This window comes from Frateuria sp. sgz306004, from assembly GCF_057750885.1.
Genome location: NZ_JBYLFE010000003.1, coordinates 127,230 through 142,129 on the forward strand (window position 1 = coordinate 127,230; position 14,900 = coordinate 142,129).

General features: G+C 65.3%; 15 protein-coding genes. 7 read left to right on the forward strand and 8 right to left on the reverse strand.

Going from position 1 to position 14,900, the window contains the following annotated elements:
- Nucleotides 1-90: 90 nt before the first annotated feature.
- Complete coding sequence (locus AC3G2C_RS06800) at nt 91-372, forward strand: hypothetical protein (RefSeq protein ID WP_488383873.1); 282 nt, start codon at nt 91-93, stop codon at nt 370-372.
- Nucleotides 373-454: 82 nt separating this feature from the next.
- Here AC3G2C_RS06800 and AC3G2C_RS06805 read toward each other — a convergent pair whose 3' ends face one another.
- The gene (locus tag AC3G2C_RS06805; RefSeq protein WP_488383874.1) at nt 455-1,114 is read right to left on the reverse strand and encodes an energy transducer TonB; all 660 of its coding nucleotides are present in this window, start codon (nt 1,112-1,114) and stop codon (nt 455-457) included.
- A gap of 173 nt (nt 1,115-1,287) precedes the next feature.
- Nucleotides 1,288-2,115: a universal stress protein gene (locus AC3G2C_RS06810; RefSeq protein ID WP_488383875.1), complete on the reverse strand. Its 828-nt coding sequence runs from the start codon at nt 2,113-2,115 to the stop codon at nt 1,288-1,290.
- Nucleotides 2,116-2,412: 297 nt separating this feature from the next.
- On the opposite strand from AC3G2C_RS06810, the gene AC3G2C_RS06815 reads away from it, so the two are divergent.
- The 3 genes from AC3G2C_RS06815 (at nt 2,413) to AC3G2C_RS06825 (ending at nt 4,013) form a co-directional block, all read left to right on the forward strand.
- Nucleotides 2,413-2,847: a hypothetical protein gene (locus AC3G2C_RS06815; protein WP_488383876.1), complete on the forward strand. Its 435-nt coding sequence runs from the start codon at nt 2,413-2,415 to the stop codon at nt 2,845-2,847.
- A gap of 129 nt (nt 2,848-2,976) precedes the next feature.
- Nucleotides 2,977-3,645, forward strand: a complete 669-nt coding sequence (trhA, locus tag AC3G2C_RS06820; RefSeq protein ID WP_488383877.1) for a PAQR family membrane homeostasis protein TrhA — start codon at nt 2,977-2,979, stop codon at nt 3,643-3,645.
- Nucleotides 3,642-4,013: a TfoX/Sxy family protein gene (locus tag AC3G2C_RS06825; protein WP_488383878.1), complete on the forward strand. Its 372-nt coding sequence runs from the start codon at nt 3,642-3,644 to the stop codon at nt 4,011-4,013. The genes trhA and AC3G2C_RS06825 overlap by 4 nt, the downstream gene beginning before the upstream one ends.
- Nucleotides 4,014-4,046: 33 nt before the next feature.
- Here AC3G2C_RS06825 and AC3G2C_RS06830 read toward each other — a convergent pair whose 3' ends face one another.
- Both AC3G2C_RS06830 and AC3G2C_RS06835 read right to left on the reverse strand, forming a co-directional pair.
- Nucleotides 4,047-5,813 carry a DUF885 domain-containing protein gene (locus AC3G2C_RS06830; RefSeq protein ID WP_488383879.1) on the reverse strand — a complete coding sequence of 589 codons (1,767 nt, stop codon included), beginning with the start codon at nt 5,811-5,813 and terminating at the stop codon, nt 4,047-4,049.
- Between the two features lie 148 nt (nt 5,814-5,961).
- On the reverse strand, nt 5,962-6,444 hold the full coding sequence (locus tag AC3G2C_RS06835; protein ID WP_488384273.1) for a DUF456 domain-containing protein: 483 nt from the start codon (nt 6,442-6,444) through the stop codon (nt 5,962-5,964).
- A 187-nt stretch (nt 6,445-6,631) separates the two neighbouring features.
- Between AC3G2C_RS06835 and AC3G2C_RS06840 the strand changes: the two genes are divergently transcribed.
- Nucleotides 6,632-7,207 carry an RIO1 family regulatory kinase/ATPase domain-containing protein gene (locus AC3G2C_RS06840; protein ID WP_488384274.1) on the forward strand — a complete coding sequence of 192 codons (576 nt, stop codon included), beginning with the start codon at nt 6,632-6,634 and terminating at the stop codon, nt 7,205-7,207.
- A 35-nt stretch (nt 7,208-7,242) separates the two neighbouring features.
- On the opposite strand, the gene AC3G2C_RS06845 is transcribed toward AC3G2C_RS06840, so the two are convergent.
- Complete coding sequence (locus tag AC3G2C_RS06845) at nt 7,243-8,142, reverse strand: LysR family transcriptional regulator (protein WP_488383880.1); 900 nt, start codon at nt 8,140-8,142, stop codon at nt 7,243-7,245.
- Nucleotides 8,143-8,262: 120 nt separating this feature from the next.
- On the opposite strand from AC3G2C_RS06845, the gene AC3G2C_RS06850 reads away from it, so the two are divergent.
- Nucleotides 8,263-8,865 (forward strand): short chain dehydrogenase, encoded by a 603-nt coding sequence (locus AC3G2C_RS06850; protein ID WP_488383881.1) that lies wholly within the window; start codon nt 8,263-8,265, stop codon nt 8,863-8,865.
- Nucleotides 8,866-8,908: 43 nt separating this feature from the next.
- On the opposite strand, the gene AC3G2C_RS06855 is transcribed toward AC3G2C_RS06850, so the two are convergent.
- From AC3G2C_RS06855 to AC3G2C_RS06865, 3 genes are all read right to left on the reverse strand, one after another.
- Complete coding sequence (locus AC3G2C_RS06855) at nt 8,909-9,685, reverse strand: ferredoxin--NADP reductase (RefSeq protein WP_488383882.1); 777 nt, start codon at nt 9,683-9,685, stop codon at nt 8,909-8,911.
- Nucleotides 9,686-9,960: 275 nt separating this feature from the next.
- Nucleotides 9,961-12,141, reverse strand: a complete 2,181-nt coding sequence (locus AC3G2C_RS06860; protein ID WP_488383883.1) for a sensor domain-containing diguanylate cyclase — start codon at nt 12,139-12,141, stop codon at nt 9,961-9,963.
- Between the two features lie 224 nt (nt 12,142-12,365).
- Nucleotides 12,366-13,091 carry a hypothetical protein gene (locus AC3G2C_RS06865; protein ID WP_488383884.1) on the reverse strand — a complete coding sequence of 242 codons (726 nt, stop codon included), beginning with the start codon at nt 13,089-13,091 and terminating at the stop codon, nt 12,366-12,368.
- A 788-nt stretch (nt 13,092-13,879) separates the two neighbouring features.
- Here AC3G2C_RS06865 and dusA point away from each other — a divergent pair.
- Nucleotides 13,880-14,860, forward strand: a complete 981-nt coding sequence (gene dusA, locus AC3G2C_RS06870; protein WP_488383885.1) for a tRNA dihydrouridine(20/20a) synthase DusA — start codon at nt 13,880-13,882, stop codon at nt 14,858-14,860.
- Nucleotides 14,861-14,900: the final 40 nt, after the last annotated feature.

Genomic DNA, 14,900 nt, shown 5'->3' on the forward strand with positions numbered 1-14,900 from the left:
GCGCAGCATGCTCATCGACTAGGCCTTGAAATACGCACGGGTCGCCTGCATGACCGTCGAGGTGCGGTATGGGCCAAAAGGAGGGTCGTCATGATCGCTTTCAGCGTGCTCCTGATGTTGTTCTTGGGCCTGTGGCTGGTGCTGGCGGTGATCGGCGCGGCCTTCAAGCTCACCTTTGTGCTGGTCGGTGGCCTGTTTCATCTCATCGGCGCCGCGCTCGGCCTGTTGTTTGGCGGATTGGCCCTGTTGATCGTGGCGCCCATCGTGGCGTTGGCGGTGTTGCCATTCTGCCTGCCGGTGATTTTCCTGATGGCGATCGTGTGGGCGATTGCGCGTGCGTCGCGCCGACCCGCACCCACCGTTACAACCTGACACCAGAGTTGCCGTGGAATGGCCCGGCCTGGCAGGCAATGCAGGCCGGGCTTTCCTTTTTAGGGCAGGCGAGCGTGCGCGCTTACAGTTGATTGAGATCGAACGTTACCGGCACGCGTGCCCATGCACGTACCTTGTGGCCTGCCACCGTGGCGGGTTCGAAGCTCCATCCCTGCAACACTTGTTCGCGCGCGCTGCGATCGAGCAGTGCGTAGCCGCTGCTTTGTTCCACCGATACTTCTTGTGGCTTGCCGTTCTCATCGACTAATACCTTGAGGATCACCGTGCCCTGCATGCGTGTGCGCAGGGCCTGCGAGGGGTACTTCAGCGGCACGGCACGATAGGCGAGCGAAGCCTCTACCGGTGCGGTGTCGATGGATGGTGCAGGGGTGGCGGGCGCCACTGTGGGTACGCTGGGCGGCGCGGCGATGTTGCCTTCGGTGGTGGGTGGGGCGACTGGCACGGCGGGTGGCGCCGGCGGGACATGCGTGCGCGGCAATGCACGCGGTTGCTGAATGGGTTTGAGGTCCAGCGGCGGCGGTTCAGGCACCTTGGGTGGCGGCGTGAGGAAACGGATTTCGGTGGCGGTGAGCTGGCGCACCTGTTCCACCAGTTGCGGCGCCATCGGGCGAAGCACCGCGACCAGCGCCACCAAGTTCACCGCGATGGCGGCACTCATGGCGGCGATGCGTGTGGTGTCGGGGTGGGCATGACGACGTACAGCCAGGCTTGCGGACGACATAGGCGACCTCCTGACGAATCGATGTTGGGTTGTTGCCCGGCACGCCGCGTGGGGACGCGGTGGGGATCGTGCCGGGTCGATTCCAGCCTAGGATGACCAAAAGGACTTGCGCAACTGGCCGTATGGAAGGCTATTCTTAGCGGAGTGCCTGCCAGGTTCGAAAACCGGGTTTTTCAGTGCGCCACCAGCATCGGTACATCGCCGTGCATGAACAGGTGGCGGGTGGTGCCGCCGAGCACCATTTGCGCCAGTCGTGAGCGGCTCCAGGCGCCCATCACGATGAGGTCCGAATTCGACTGATGTGCTGCATCCAGCATTGCTGCGCCGGCAACATGAGTGGGGCCGGTGTCAAGCAACTCGATCTGAGATTGCACACCGTGCCGTTGCAGCCAGTCGGCAAGGCCCGGCGGTGGCAGCACGGGCAGCAGGTCCGCATTCATTTCGCTGCCGTCGAGGATGCGCACGCTTTGTGCCTTCTGCAGCAGCGGTAGCGCAGCGGCCAAGGCCAGGGCTGATTCGCGGCTACCGTTCCAGCCCACCAGAACACGCTCGCCCAGGCTCTTCACTGGCGCCAGATCGGGCACCACCAGCACGGGCCTGCCGCTGCCGAACACGCAACGCGACACAGAGCCAAAGCCCACCGGTGCATCGCTGCGCTGCTGGCTGCGTTCCATCACCAGCAGGTCGTAGCCGGAGGCGGCCTGGCTGAGCGTCTGTACCGTATCGCCTTGGCTCACTCGCCACGCGCCGGTCAGGCCATGGGCGGCGAGCAGTTCTCGCCAGGCGCCATCATGGCCTTGGGCTTCGGCGACGCGGCGCTGGGTTTCCTCCAGTTGTACGGGCACGGCTTCGGGCAGGCTGAAGGCCGTGGCGGGCAGGTCGGCGACGTAGAGCGCGTCCAGCCGTGCGCCCAGGCGATGCGCCAAGGCCAGCGCGGCACGCGGCGCGGGGGCATTCAACTCCAGGTGGTCCAGATGCAACAGCAAATCGATGGCGGGCATCGCGCGGTTCTCCCGGGTCCTTAGGTTCCTGGCCCCAGCTTAGTTCGATCCGCCGGGCAGGGTGTAGCCCGCGACGTCGCAGCGTGATGTGGCGGCAAAAAAAGCCCCGCACAGGGAGGCGGGGCAGCAAGGCCGGGCATCGGGGGAGAGAGAGGGGATACCCGGTTGTTGCATTCTGTGCCGGCCGTGCTTGCCACGGTGTACAGCCCGGGTGAAGGATGTATTCACGCGCCAGATGGCCCGCGATGGGCAGAATCGCCAGCCCCTGGGCGCGCCGATCATCCGAGGAGAAGCGACATGGCAACGTGGAAAAACATGAGTGCGCTGGCGCTGGTACTGGCCGCGTGGATGGCCTCCGCGCCGGCGCGTGCCGGCGACATCGAGTGCAAGATGAATTTCCGTCTTTCCGGCTGGTCGGTGTTCTACCAGACAGCTACCGGCAGCGGCACCGTTCATTGCAGCAACGGGCAGAGCATGGGGGTGCACATCCGCGTGAAGGGTGGCGGGCTCACCTTCGGCAAGAGCCAGATCGACAATGGCGTGGGCAAGTTCTCCGGGGTTAGCAGCATCAGCGAGATCAAGGGTCACTATGCCGATGCGGGCGTGCACGCCGGTGCGGCCAAGTCGGCGGGCGCTCGGGTGATGACCAAGGGCAACGTATCCCTGGCGCTCAGCGGTACCGGCAAGGGCTGGGACCTGGGCGTGGCCTTCGGCGCCTTTATCATCGAGTAATCGCCATTTTGGGGCTTTCCGGGCGCGTCGGGCGTTTCATACGCCTGACGTGCTTGCAATCGATGGCCGGCCCGCTAAGGTGGCACGATCCGTACGCCCCAGTACGCAGTGCTTCCCAAGGAACATCCCATGTCTGCCTCCACCAGCGCGGTGCTGCCGCGTTACGCCTATGGCGATGAACTGGCCAGCAGCGTCATCCACGGTATCGGCATCCTGCTCAGCATCGCTGGCCTGGCCATTCTGGTGGCCTTCTCGGCGCTTTACGCGGATGCGCGCGCGGTGGTGGCGAGCGCGGTGTTCGGCACCACGCTGATCCTTTGCTACACGGCGTCCACGCTTTACCACTCCATTCCGGGTGCGTCGGCCAAGCAGGTGCTGCGCACGCTCGATCACATCGCCATTTTCCTGCTGATCGCCGGCACCTATACGCCGTTCACCCTGGTGGCCTTGCCGGGGGTGTGGGGCTGGAGCCTGTTCGGCACCGTGTGGGCGCTGGCCATCATGGGCATCGCACTGGAGTTGGGCCTGCTCAAGAAGTACCGCAAGCTGGCCGTGCTGATGTACGTGGGCATGGGCTGGGTGGGCGTGATCGCGTTCAAGCCGTTGCTGCAACACCTGCAGACGGGCGGCATGGTGTTGCTGCTGGCCGGCGGCGTGGCCTACACGCTGGGCGTGCCGTTCTACCTGTGGCGCAAGCTGCCGTATCACCATTCGGTGTGGCATTTCTTCGTGCTGGCCGGCAGCGTGCTGCACTATCTGGCCGTTCTGCTCTACGTGATTCCCGACGCACCGGTGTGAACCCCGCGCTCGTCGCGTTGCGCCGTGACCTGGAGGAGGCCGCCACGCACCTGGGGCGGCCGCATGACCTGCGCTTCCACCCCATGTTCGGTGGGCTCATGGCGTATTTCGACGAAAGGCCCTGTGCGTGGCTTTCTGAGCAAGGGCTGGCGTTGAAGCTGGAGGCTGCCGATCAGGAGGCCTTGCTCGCGTTGCCGGGTGCGGTGCGCTTTCGCCATCGTGAGCAGGCTGCCCCCAGTCGTGGCTATGTGATCGTGCCGCCCTCGCTGTGCGAAGACCCGGCCGCGCTGGCCTCGTGGTTGCTGCGCAGCGCCAGCGTGCCGCATGCACCAAAACGAAAGCCGCGCCCAAAGGCGCGGCCTCGTTGAGCGGAGCGGGGTGCGACCACCCCGCCCGATGGATCACTTCTTCTGCTGTGACGGAATGAACTGCGTGCGCACCGCCTCGGCAAGCTGTTCCGGCGGCAGCAGACCCTGGCCGATCACGAAGTCATTGAAGGCCTGACGGTTGAAGTCCTTGCCCAGTGCCAGCTCGGTGTTCAGGCGCGTCTGCTGCAGGCGCATATAGCCGTAGAAGTACGCGGTGGCCTGGCCTGGGCTGTTGAAGGTGTAGCGATCGAGTTCCTGCTGGGTCATCGCTTCGGACAGGCCGACATCGTTGCGCAGTACATCGTGCGCCCGCTCCTTGGTGATCAGGCCCAGGTTGAGCATGGGGTCAAGGTAAGCGCGTGCCGCGCGCTGCAGGCGAGCCTGCAGGGCCACGAACTGGCCGGCAGGCGGCTCGTACGGCAGCATCTCCGACTCAGCGTACAGGGCCCAGCCTTCCACGTTCACGCTGTTGAAGGCGAACAGACTGCGCGCCAGCGATACGCCACGCTCCACCATAGCCGCGAACTGCAGCTCATGGCCCGGGCGGCCTTCGTGGGCGGTGAGCGTCCAGGCGGCGGCCTTATAGGTGAAGTCATCGTACGAGTCGGACTTGCCGCCGCTGGGGTTGCCCATGGTCAGCACGAAGGTGCCCTGTTCGCCGTGATTGTTGATGAAGGGCGGCGGGTCCATGTGCGGCGCGGGCACGGCGGCGGTTTCCGCCTCCGAGGCCAGGCGCATCTGCATCTTGCGCTGAGGCAGGGTGATGATGTGCTCACGGCGGATGGTGTCTTCGATCTTGCCGATGATCTCGTGGTACCAGGGCACCACATCGTCCTTGCCGAGCTGGTCCTTCTTCAGCGCCTTGAGCACGTCGCGGTAATCGGTGGCCTGGATGTTTTCGGCCTTGGCCACCACCGGCGCCATCATCTGCATCATGGAGCGCAGCTCGACGAACTCCAGCTGCGCCTGCTTGATCAGGTCTTCCGGCGAAATGTCGATGCCCACCTGCTTGAGGTTATAGGCGTACATCGGCTCGGGCAGGCGGAAATCGGTGCGTGCGCGCGGCACGATGGTGCTGCGCACCCAGGTGTCGTAGTCCTTGAGCTGGCTGTCGAGCGCATCGAGCGCGGCCTTGCCTTCGGCGTTGTCCAGCTTGTACTTGGTGAACAGCTGGCGGATGCCCTGCGCATAGCGCTGGGTGTTGGAGAGCTTCTGCTCTACCTCGCCCTTGTAGGGGCCGATCAGGTCCTTTTCGCCCAGGCGTGCGGTGGTCTGCGCTTTGGCCAGTTCGGTGATGGGCGTGCAGCCCGGGGCCTTGCCCACGTAGCATTCCAGACGCTTGAGCGCGGCGGGGCGGCGCTTGGCGTCCACGTCGTCCTTGAGCAGGGCGAACTCGCCGCCGAAGATCAGCTGGCCCACGTCCTGGTACGGCAGCATGTACTTGTGCGTGAGGTCGATGCCTTCGATCTGCTGGTCGGCGGCCTTGATGAGGATCTGCAGATCCTCGCGGACATTGGTGTCCTTTTCGGTGGCGAGCATCTTTTCCAGCTTGGCCTTGGCGTCCACCAGAGCCGCGCGCGATCGTGCATCCACGTCGGGCTTGAGGTCGGCGACCTTGTCGTCAAAACCGGGCAGGCCGATCTGCGAGGCGAACTCCGGGCTGAAGCGCGAGAGCACGTCGAGCATCACCTTGGCATCGGCGTTGCTGCGCTCGATCCAGGTTGGCGTTTTGGTGTCGGCATGGGCGGCGCCGGCAGTCACCAGCGAGATCGCCAGGGCAAGGGCGAGGCGTTTGGACATGGGTAGGTTCCCCGGTGGATGGAATCCCGAGCCTATCGGGCCGACGCTGTGGTGCGCCATGTGCCGAAGGTCGCGGCAGCGCGCCCGGCCTTTTTCACACTCCAAAGACGCGGCGTGCCGGGGCCGCGCGGGGCGCGTCAGTGTGTCGCTAGGCGACCAGCCAGGCGAAGGCGAACAGCCCGATCATCATGAAGGACAGCACCAGCTTCACCAGCGTGCCTAACAGCAGGCCCAGCCAGGTCGCCGCGCCCACATGGGCCGAGCGCAGCACGCTGGTGCCGGAGGCCAGCTCGCCCAGCACCGCGCCCAGAAACGGCCCCAGCAGCAGCCCGGCGATCCCGAAGAACATGCCCACCAGGGTGCCGATCGCGGCGCCCCATAGCGCCAGCTTGCTGGCACCCACGCGCTTGGCACCAAGCGCGGCGGCGACAAAATCCACGATGACGCCCAACGTGGCCACGGCGCCGATCACCAGCAGCCACCAAGGGCCCAGGTGGCGGTAGTGGTCGACCGCCGCGGCCAGCCAGATGCCGCCGAAGATCATGGGAATGCCCGGCAGCGCCGGCAGGATATTGCCGGCCATGCCCGCCACCATCAGCACGCCGGCGAGCACGTAGAGGGCGATATCCATCATGGGCATGGGTGGGACTCCTGGTTGGCGCGCACGGGCAGGCGCCGGATCGGTGACAATAGCCGTCTTGTGGCACGCCGGCGAGTGGACGTCGGCCCTGTTTGCCGGATGGCCCGTGACCCGCGACACCTTGCTCAAGGCCGATGAACTCGGCCGCATCGAAATCACTGAACGCGACGGCGTGCGCATGATTCGGCGCGATATCGGCGCTGCGCGCTGGTGGGCGCGCGCATTTGCGCGACGGGCGGCTGCGCGCGAGGCCCGTGCGCTGGCCAAGCTTGCCGGGGTGGATGGCGTGCCCGCGCTGCTGGGCTGGAATGGGCAGGAGCTGCTACGCAGTTACATCGGCGGTGCGCCCATGCAACAGGCTCAACCGCGCGACCGCGCCTATTACCGCCAGGCGCTGCGCCTGCTGGCGGTGCTGCATCGACGCGGCATCGTGCACAACGATCTGGCCAAGGAACCCAACTGGCTGGTGCGCAGCGATGGCACGCCCGCGCTGGTGGATTTCCAGATCGCCTGGACGCGCGGCAAACGCGGTGCGTTGTTCCGCCTGTTGGCGCGCGAGGATCTGCGCCACCTGCTCAAGCACAAGCGCACCTATTGCGCCGAAGCACTAAGCGCGCGGCAACTCGCCATCCTCAACACGCCCGCGCCGCATTCGCGCCTGTGGCGGGCGACCGGCAAGCGGCTTTACAAGCTCATCGCGCGGCGCATCTTCGGTTACTGGGACAACGAAGGGCAGGGCCGCGTGCGCGATTGAGCACGTGGCGCCGCGTTGATTCGGTCAGCGCAGCGCTAGGCCTGATCTGCCCCGAAACGCTCCAGCAGAAACGCGATCATGCTGCGCAGCTTGGCGGTGGGGCGGCGATCCTGCGCGTAGAGCAAATGCATGGGCGTGGCCGGTGGCGCCCAGCCGGGTAATACGTGCACGAGTCGCCCGGCTTGAAGATCGTCGGTGAGCAACACCTCCGGTTGCAGCACGATGCCCGCGTCGTGTAGCGCGGCGATGCGCAGGGCATCGCCGTGATCGGCGGCGAGTCGACCGTGCACTGGCACATCGCACGCTTCGCCCTGCGGGCCGAGCAAGCGCCATTGATCGCGGCGGCGCCAATTGGACAGGCCCAGGCAGGCATGCGTGCTGAGCTGGTCCGGGTGCGCAGGCATTCCGTGCCGTGCCAGGTACGCCGGCGAGGCGGCGAGCAGCATGCGATATGGCAGCAGCGGGCGCGCCACCAGTTGCGGATCGTCGATGGCGCCGATGCGGATGCCTACCTCGAACCCTTCGCCGACCAGGTCGATCACGCGGTTATCCAGCACCAGGTCGACGCTGACCTCCGGGTAGCGCGCCAGATACTCGGTGAGCGCGGGCGTCAATCGTCGGCTGCCGAAACTCATGGGGGCGGTGAGGCGCAGGCGGCCGCGTGGCGTGGCCTGCAACTCCGAGGCGCTGGCCTCGGCCAGCTCCACATCGGCCAGCACCTGCTTGCAGCGCTCGTAGTAGAGCCGGCCCACCTCGGTGAGCTGCTGGCGGCGGGTGGTGCGATGAAGCAGGCGGGCGCCCAGGCGCTCCTCGATGGCGCGGATGTGCTTGCCAGCCATGGTGGCCGACACGCCCGCGGCCTCGGCCGCGGCGCTGAAGCTGCCGCTTTCCACCACGCGCACGAACATCGCCATGCTGGCCAGGGTGTCCATCATTCAAAACCCATGGTTTCTAATGATGGTCATCATGGCATGTTTATCTCCCGTGGGTTGCGGGAAGACACTGGCCCGACTGGGCGGCCCCACCGGGCCGTCACTTACTCGAGGCAATGAACCATGCGAATTCTGCTCGTCGGTGCCAGCGGCACCGTAGGCCAAGCCGTGGCGGCCGAACTGGCGCCGCATCACGAACTGATCCGCGCTGGGCGCAACTCCGGCGATCTGCGCGTGGACCTGACGGACCCCGCCAGCGTGGAGCAGATGTACGCACAGGCCGGCCCGCTGGATGCGGTGGTGACCACCGCCGGTCACGTGCATTTCGGCGAACTCGCCGACACCACGCCCGCGCAGTTCATGAGCGGCCTGGAAGACAAGCTGATGGGCCAGGTAAATGTCGTGCTGGCCGGCATTCGTCGCCTGCGCGATGGCGGCTCCTTCACCCTCACCAGCGGCATCACCGCGGAGGAACCCATTCGCCTGGGCGCCAACGCCACCACGGTGAATGCAGCCATCGAAGGTTTCGTGCGCGCCGCCGCCACCGAGTTGCCGCGCGGCCTGCGCATCAACGCCATCAGCGCCACGCTGCTGACCGAATCGCTGGAGGCGTATGGCCCGTATTTCCCGGGCTTTGAAGCGGCGCCGGGCGCGCGCGTGGCGCTGGCCTATCGGCGCAGCGTGGAAGGCGTCGGCAGTGGACGCGTGTACAAGGTGTGGCAGTAACCCGGCATGACGACGGCCACGCAGGGCGTGGCCGTCGCGGCGATCACTTTTCGACGAAGGCGCGTTCGATCACGTAGTCACCCGGTTCGCGCGTGCGCGGCGATACCTGAAAGCCACGGGCATCCAGCAGCGCGCAGGTGTCGTCCAGCATCGACGGGCTGCCGCACATCATCACGCGATCCATCGCCGGGTCCAGCGGCGGCAGGCCGGTGGCCTCGCTCATCGCGCCATCCACGATGGCGTCGGTGATGCGGCCGCAGTTGTGGAACGACTCGCGCGTAACCGTGGGGTAGTAGATGAGCTTTTCGCGCACCAGTTCGCCCAGGTATTCGTGCTGCGGCAGCTCGTTTTCCAGGTAATCGCGATAGGCCAGGTCGTTGATGTTGCGCACGCCATGGGCCAGCACGATCTTTTCGTAGCGCTCGTAGGTTTCCGGGTCGCGCACCAGGCTCATGAAGGGCGCGAGGCCCGTGCCGGTGCCCAGCAGGTACAGGTGCTTGCCGGGCTTGAGGTCGTTGAGCACCAGCGTGCCGGTGGGCTTGCGGCTGACGATGAGCGGGTCGCCAGGCTTGAGGTGCTGCAGGCGCGAGGTGAGCGGGCCGTTGGGCACCTTGATGCTGAAGAACTCCAGGTGTTCCTCGTAGTTCGCGCTCGCGATGGAGTAAGCGCGCATCAACGGGCGCCCGTCCACCTCCAGGCCGATCATCACGAACTGGCCGCTGTCGAAGCGGAAGCCAGGATCGCGCGTCGCGCGGAAGCTGAAGAGACTGTCGTTCCAGTGGTGCACGTCGATCACGTGCTCCGTCGCCAATGCCACCATTGCCGGTTACCGTTGCAAGAAATGAGAATGCTGCTGGCAGGACACCGGCGTGATACGGCCGGTGCCGGGACTCGTGTGGGGAAGGCGAAAATCCGCTGCGCCTGACGAGTGCTGCCTTGGGTGCAGCGCATGGCACGCATTATGCCATCGACCCGCCATGGTATGCCTGCCCCCTTTGATCCTGGCGCCGCGCGGCGCCTTGATTCCTCCAGTGTGGCCGTGCCACGCAACGTTGGCTCTGCCCGGGGCCAGGCGGTTGCGGCATCCCGCCGCACTCAGCGGCCGTGGTAGCCGCGTTCGCGCCGCACTTGGTAGAGCTGGTCGTCGGCGCTGGCCAGGGCCGCATCGAGTGTGGCCTGGCCGGTGCGCATGGCATAACCCACGGTAAAGCGGATGGGCGCCTGCTCGCGCGCGGCGTCCAGGCGCTGCACGATGGTCATGGTGTCCTGCTCGCCGGTATGCGGCAGCAGCACCAGGAACTCGTCACCGCCGCTGCGTATCACGATGTCGTCGGGCCGTACGTTCGCGGCCAGGAACTGGCCCATCGCCACCAATACCTCGTCGCCACGCTGATGGCCGTAGGTGTCGTTGACGACCTTGAAGCCTTCCAGGTCGATGGCGATGCAGCCCCAGGACTCGTTGTCGCGCAGGCCGCTGGCGATCTGCCCGAGGTACCGCCGGTTGTACAAGCCGGTCAGCGAGTCGCGCACGCTCCATTCGCGCAACTGGCTTTCGTGCCGTATCCGCTCGGTGACGTCCTGGGCGTGGCCGAGGATGTAAGGTTCCCCGCCTTCGGTATCGAGCGTGTTGTGGTACTGCCAGGTGAGCAGGCGACCATCCTTGGCCACGACCTGCAACAGGCCCCGCGCGACGCCGTTCTGGGTTACGCGACGCAGGTAGTCGTCGAAGGAGGGCCGCATTGCCTCCGGCATGAAATCCTTGAGCGAGCGGCCCAGCAGTTCGCCCATGCTGTAGTTGAGCAGCTCAGCCGCCGCGGGGTTCACCGAAAGCAAGGTGCCGTTGAGGTCATGCGTGCAGATCAACCCAAGGCTTTCCTCGAACAGCTTGCGGAAGCGACGTTCGCTGCGCTGCAACCCCTCGATGGCCTGCTTGCGTGCAGTGACGTCCTGAATCGCACCAACCAACCAGCGAGGCTTGCCGTGCAGGTATTCCACCGCACCCATCGCGCGCACCCAGATCGAGCGGCCCTTCGCGGTGATCATGGGTAGCTCCAGATCCCAACCGGTGCCATCCGCCGTGCCCTTGGCCACCGCCTGCTCCATCACCTGGCGCGCCTCGGGTGCGTAGAACGCAATGGCTTCGGATAGTTGTGGTTTGTAGCCGGGCGCCAGGTCGTGGATCACGCAGGTCTGGTCCGACCAGGTGAGCTCCTGGGTTTCCAGATCCACCTGCCAGCCGCCCACGCCAGCAACGCGGCCGGCACGATCGAGAAACGCTTCGCTTTCGTGCAAGCGACGTTCCATCTGCTTGCGCTCGGACACATCCACCAGGGTGCCGTACATCCACTGCGCACCACCGTCGGTGCTGGGGTTGATCAGGCGGCCGCGTAACAGCCCCCACACCCAGTGGCCGTCCTTGTGGCGCATGCGCACCTCGCACTCGAACAGCGCGCGCTGGCCCAGCAGATGTTCCAGCAGGCGTTCTTCCGCCAGGGCGACATCCTCGGGATGGGTGAGCTTGCGCTGGGCGTTCGGCAGCGGGTGCAACAGGTTGTCGTGCTGGTAGCGCAGCGAGTTGGCGGAGAGCAGGTCCAGGTCTTCCTCGGCATAGCCGAGCACCGCTGCCCATTGTTCGTTGAAGCGCATCTCGCCGGTCTGGATGTTCCATTCCCAGGTGCCCGCCTGCGCGGCATCGAGAATGCTCGCCAGACGGCTGCGATCTTCCGACAGCAACCGATGCAGCAGGGCTTCGCGATGCAGCGCGTCGCTGCGCTCCAGCGCGGCCTTGCGCTGCTCCAGCGCCTCCGCCGCGGCGCGTGCCAGTTCGGTGAGGATCGCAGCTTGCGTTGGCGAGAGTTGGTGCGGCTCATGGTCGATCACGCACAGCGCACCCATGCGCATGCCATCACTCAGGGTGACCGGTGCGCCAGCGTAAAAGCGGATGTGCGGTGCGCCGGTCACCAGCGGGTTGTCCGCAAAGCGAGGGTCCTCCCGCGCATCCGGCACCACGAACAGGCGGTCGTCGAGGATGGTGTAGGCGCAGAACGCAACATCGCGCGGGGTTTCCTGAACGTGCTCAAGGCCAGTATTGGCCTTGAACCACTGGCGTTTGTCGTCGACCAGGGTGAGCAGGGCGATCGGTGCACCGGTCAGCAGTGACGCGGCACGCGTGAGCGCGTCGAACAACGGTTCGGCCGCCGAATCCAGCACGCCGAGTGCCTTGAGGCGCTCCAGGCGTTGAGCTTCGTTAGGGGCGCGCGGCGCGGGGGATGCCATACAGATTCCAGCCATCCTCAGTGGGCGGGGTCTCGGTACCAGAGGGGTAACGAGGGTTTCCATAGTAGAACGCATGCTCGATCGCCCATGCGACGCGTCTCACGCGCCGCTCAATCCACGTGGCGACGTACCACGCAGTGGCGATGAACGTATATCGACCCGAATGTGAACAATTTGAGCAGCCGCAATAAACCCGTCTGCCGCCATGCGCCATGGCGTCAGGGTCAATGCAGGGGAACTTCCAGGATGGCCTTGAGGGTCCACGCGTCGCTGGCGGCATTCAGGCCATGGCCGATGCCAACATTGAAGGGGAGCGGGCCCTCGGTGACATCCAGAGCGGCGAATAATTGCTGATTCTGATGGCGCGGTGGGTCGAAATTTCCTACTGAGCCGAAGTCATCGTAGTACTCCAGGCCCAGCGCCGTATGCGGTGCCACCGTGCGAGCGATCTTCAGGCCGGGGTTGAAATCGGGGCGATTGCTCACGTAGCGCGAACGGTAGGTTTCGTCGATTACCGGGTTGAACGCGATCAGCCACAACGGGCTGCGGTAGCCCACGATGGGGCGAAACTCCACCGCCGGCCGGCCCTGTTCGAAGCGCGTATTCACCGCCGACACTTCCACGTTGAGCCCGTAGAACAGCCCTGCGCCACCCTCGGCGGGGCGGTGGGGAATCCATTTCAGGCGTGCGCGAGGGCCCGGAAAATACGAACTGCCCGCGCCGGTATGCACCAAGGGCAGGTAAAGGCCCGCCTCCAGCGTATCGGTCAGCCCGTAGGACCACTCCATGGTAGTGCGAAAGCCGTGGTTCGGCGGAATTTCTCCAGGCCACAGCGGCGTGGCGCGCCCATCCAGCGTGGTATTGAGGTGCAACTCCAACCCCCATTGCCCACGCGTGTTGATGCTGTCGTCGTAGACCTGAATTTCGTCAGTGAGATCGGCACGGGCCATCCCCGCACCTGCTGACAGACCGAGTACGGCCATCCAGACGGCCAGGCGAAGTAGATGGTGCAATCGCGATAGTGATGGCATCGAAAACGTACGGGCACATTCTGACGAGGGGCGTAAAGCCTAGCGCTGGCAAGTAAGGCGGAAGGTGTTGCGACCTATTCGCATTTGTCCGCCGATACTCGCAAAAGTGGTTGTGCGGCGGAGCGCTCGAAGATGGCCCTTTACGCTCAATCATCGTTGCAATGGCTGCTGATTGCGGCGTGCCTAACGCGCAGGTTGTCATGGGGGCGCGATAACGCCGTTGTTGGCCTTGGAACAACCAACCACGTCGTGCTGCGATCCAAGATCGAATCGTCAGCTCAATACGCTCCACTGTTGCGCGTGAGCTGAAACACGACGTCATGGGCGGAGGCTGGAGAGCGCTGACCATGGTGATGCTGCTTGCACTGTCTGCATCTTGGAGAGTGCATAAAGCATCTCACTGGATCTGCCAACGCTAGCGCCGTATTGGCTTTCGCGAATTGTCTGACGTTCGCGCATTTCCTTTGATCGCGTTCTGTGTGACCGGCCTATGAGTGGCAGTCCGCCCGACCTTCTTCGCGTTCAACCGCCCAGCCCTACTGTCCCAAGGAGGGTGGGCAAGCACTCAGATACGCCTTTGTTCGTCGAGCGGGCGGGTGATATCTGCGGAGCGGCGGCCCCTAAAGGGGCGCTGCCAACGCGCATTTTCTTCCTGTGGCAGTGGGGAGTTGCGGGTGGCACGTCGTTGAGCCATTACAATATTCGCCATGGACCACCTTAATCCCCACGATTTCCGGCTTACCGTTGCGCCCATGATGGATTGGACGGATCGCCACTGCCGGTATTTCCACCGGTTGTTGTCGCCGCACGCCCGTCTGTACACCGAAATGGTGACCAGTGCGGCGCTGGTGCGCGGCAAGCAGTTGCGCCTGCTCGAACACAGCCAGCAGGAGCATCCGGTGGCTTTGCAGCTGGGTGGCAGCGAGCCGGCCGAACTGGCCCAGGCGGCACGTTTCGGCGCCGAGGCGGGTTACGACGAAATCAATCTCAACGTGGGGTGCCCATCCGATCGCGTGCAATCCGGCCGCTTCGGCGCCTGCCTGATGCGTGAGCCGGCCCTGGTGGGTGACTGCGTCAAGGCCATGCGTGATGCGGTGGATGTGCCGGTGACGGTGAAGTGCCGTATCGGGGTGGACGACCAAGACGAGTACGCAGATCTGCAGCATTTCACCGAAACCATGCTCGACGCGGGCGTGGAGCTGCTGGTGGTGCACGCACGCAAGGCATGGCTGCAAGGCCTGAGCCCCAAGGAAAACCGCGAAATCCCGCCGCTGGATTACGAGCGCGTGTATCGCCTCAAGCGGGAGTTTCCCGAGCTGCTGGTGGTGATCAATGGCGGGATCACCACGGTGGAGCAGGTGCAGTCGCACCTGGCACAGGTGGATGGCGTGATGCTGGGCCGTGCGGCCTACCACGACCCTTATGTGCTGGCCCGCCTGGAGTCGGCGCTGTACGGCGAGCCGTTGCCCGCCCGCGAGGACGTGCTGCAGCGCATGCGGCCCTACATCGAGGCCGAGCTGGCGCGCGGCACCGCGCTCAAGCACATCAGCCGCCATCTGCTGGGCCTTTACCAGGGTGAGCCGGGTGCTCGAGGCTTTCGCCGCCGGCTCAGCGAGGGTGCGCACCTGCCGGGCGCGGGCTGGTCTCTCATTGAGCAGGCGATGGCGCCGGCGCGGGTGGCGGCGTGACGCCGCACGTTTATCCGGTCAATATTCAGCCCCGGTTTCA

Coding starts and splice junctions, on each gene's coding strand:
- AC3G2C_RS06800 (WP_488383873.1), top strand. CDS start 91: ATGATCGCTTTCAGCGTGCTCCTGATGTTGTTCTTGGGCCTGTGGCTG.
- AC3G2C_RS06805 (WP_488383874.1), bottom strand. CDS start 1,114: ATGTCGTCCGCAAGCCTGGCTGTACGTCGTCATGCCCACCCCGACACC.
- AC3G2C_RS06810 (WP_488383875.1), bottom strand. CDS start 2,115: ATGCCCGCCATCGATTTGCTGTTGCATCTGGACCACCTGGAGTTGAAT.
- AC3G2C_RS06815 (WP_488383876.1), top strand. CDS start 2,413: ATGGCAACGTGGAAAAACATGAGTGCGCTGGCGCTGGTACTGGCCGCG.
- trhA (WP_488383877.1), top strand. CDS start 2,977: ATGTCTGCCTCCACCAGCGCGGTGCTGCCGCGTTACGCCTATGGCGAT.
- AC3G2C_RS06830 (WP_488383879.1), bottom strand. CDS start 5,813: ATGTCCAAACGCCTCGCCCTTGCCCTGGCGATCTCGCTGGTGACTGCC.
- AC3G2C_RS06835 (WP_488384273.1), bottom strand. CDS start 6,444: ATGGATATCGCCCTCTACGTGCTCGCCGGCGTGCTGATGGTGGCGGGC.
- AC3G2C_RS06840 (WP_488384274.1), top strand. CDS start 6,632: ATGATTCGGCGCGATATCGGCGCTGCGCGCTGGTGGGCGCGCGCATTT.
- AC3G2C_RS06845 (WP_488383880.1), bottom strand. CDS start 8,142: ATGATGGACACCCTGGCCAGCATGGCGATGTTCGTGCGCGTGGTGGAA.
- AC3G2C_RS06850 (WP_488383881.1), top strand. CDS start 8,263: ATGCGAATTCTGCTCGTCGGTGCCAGCGGCACCGTAGGCCAAGCCGTG.
- AC3G2C_RS06855 (WP_488383882.1), bottom strand. CDS start 9,685: ATGGTGGCATTGGCGACGGAGCACGTGATCGACGTGCACCACTGGAAC.
- AC3G2C_RS06860 (WP_488383883.1), bottom strand. CDS start 12,141: ATGGCATCCCCCGCGCCGCGCGCCCCTAACGAAGCTCAACGCCTGGAG.
- AC3G2C_RS06865 (WP_488383884.1), bottom strand. CDS start 13,091: ATGGCCCGTGCCGATCTCACTGACGAAATTCAGGTCTACGACGACAGC.
- dusA (WP_488383885.1), top strand. CDS start 13,880: ATGGACCACCTTAATCCCCACGATTTCCGGCTTACCGTTGCGCCCATG.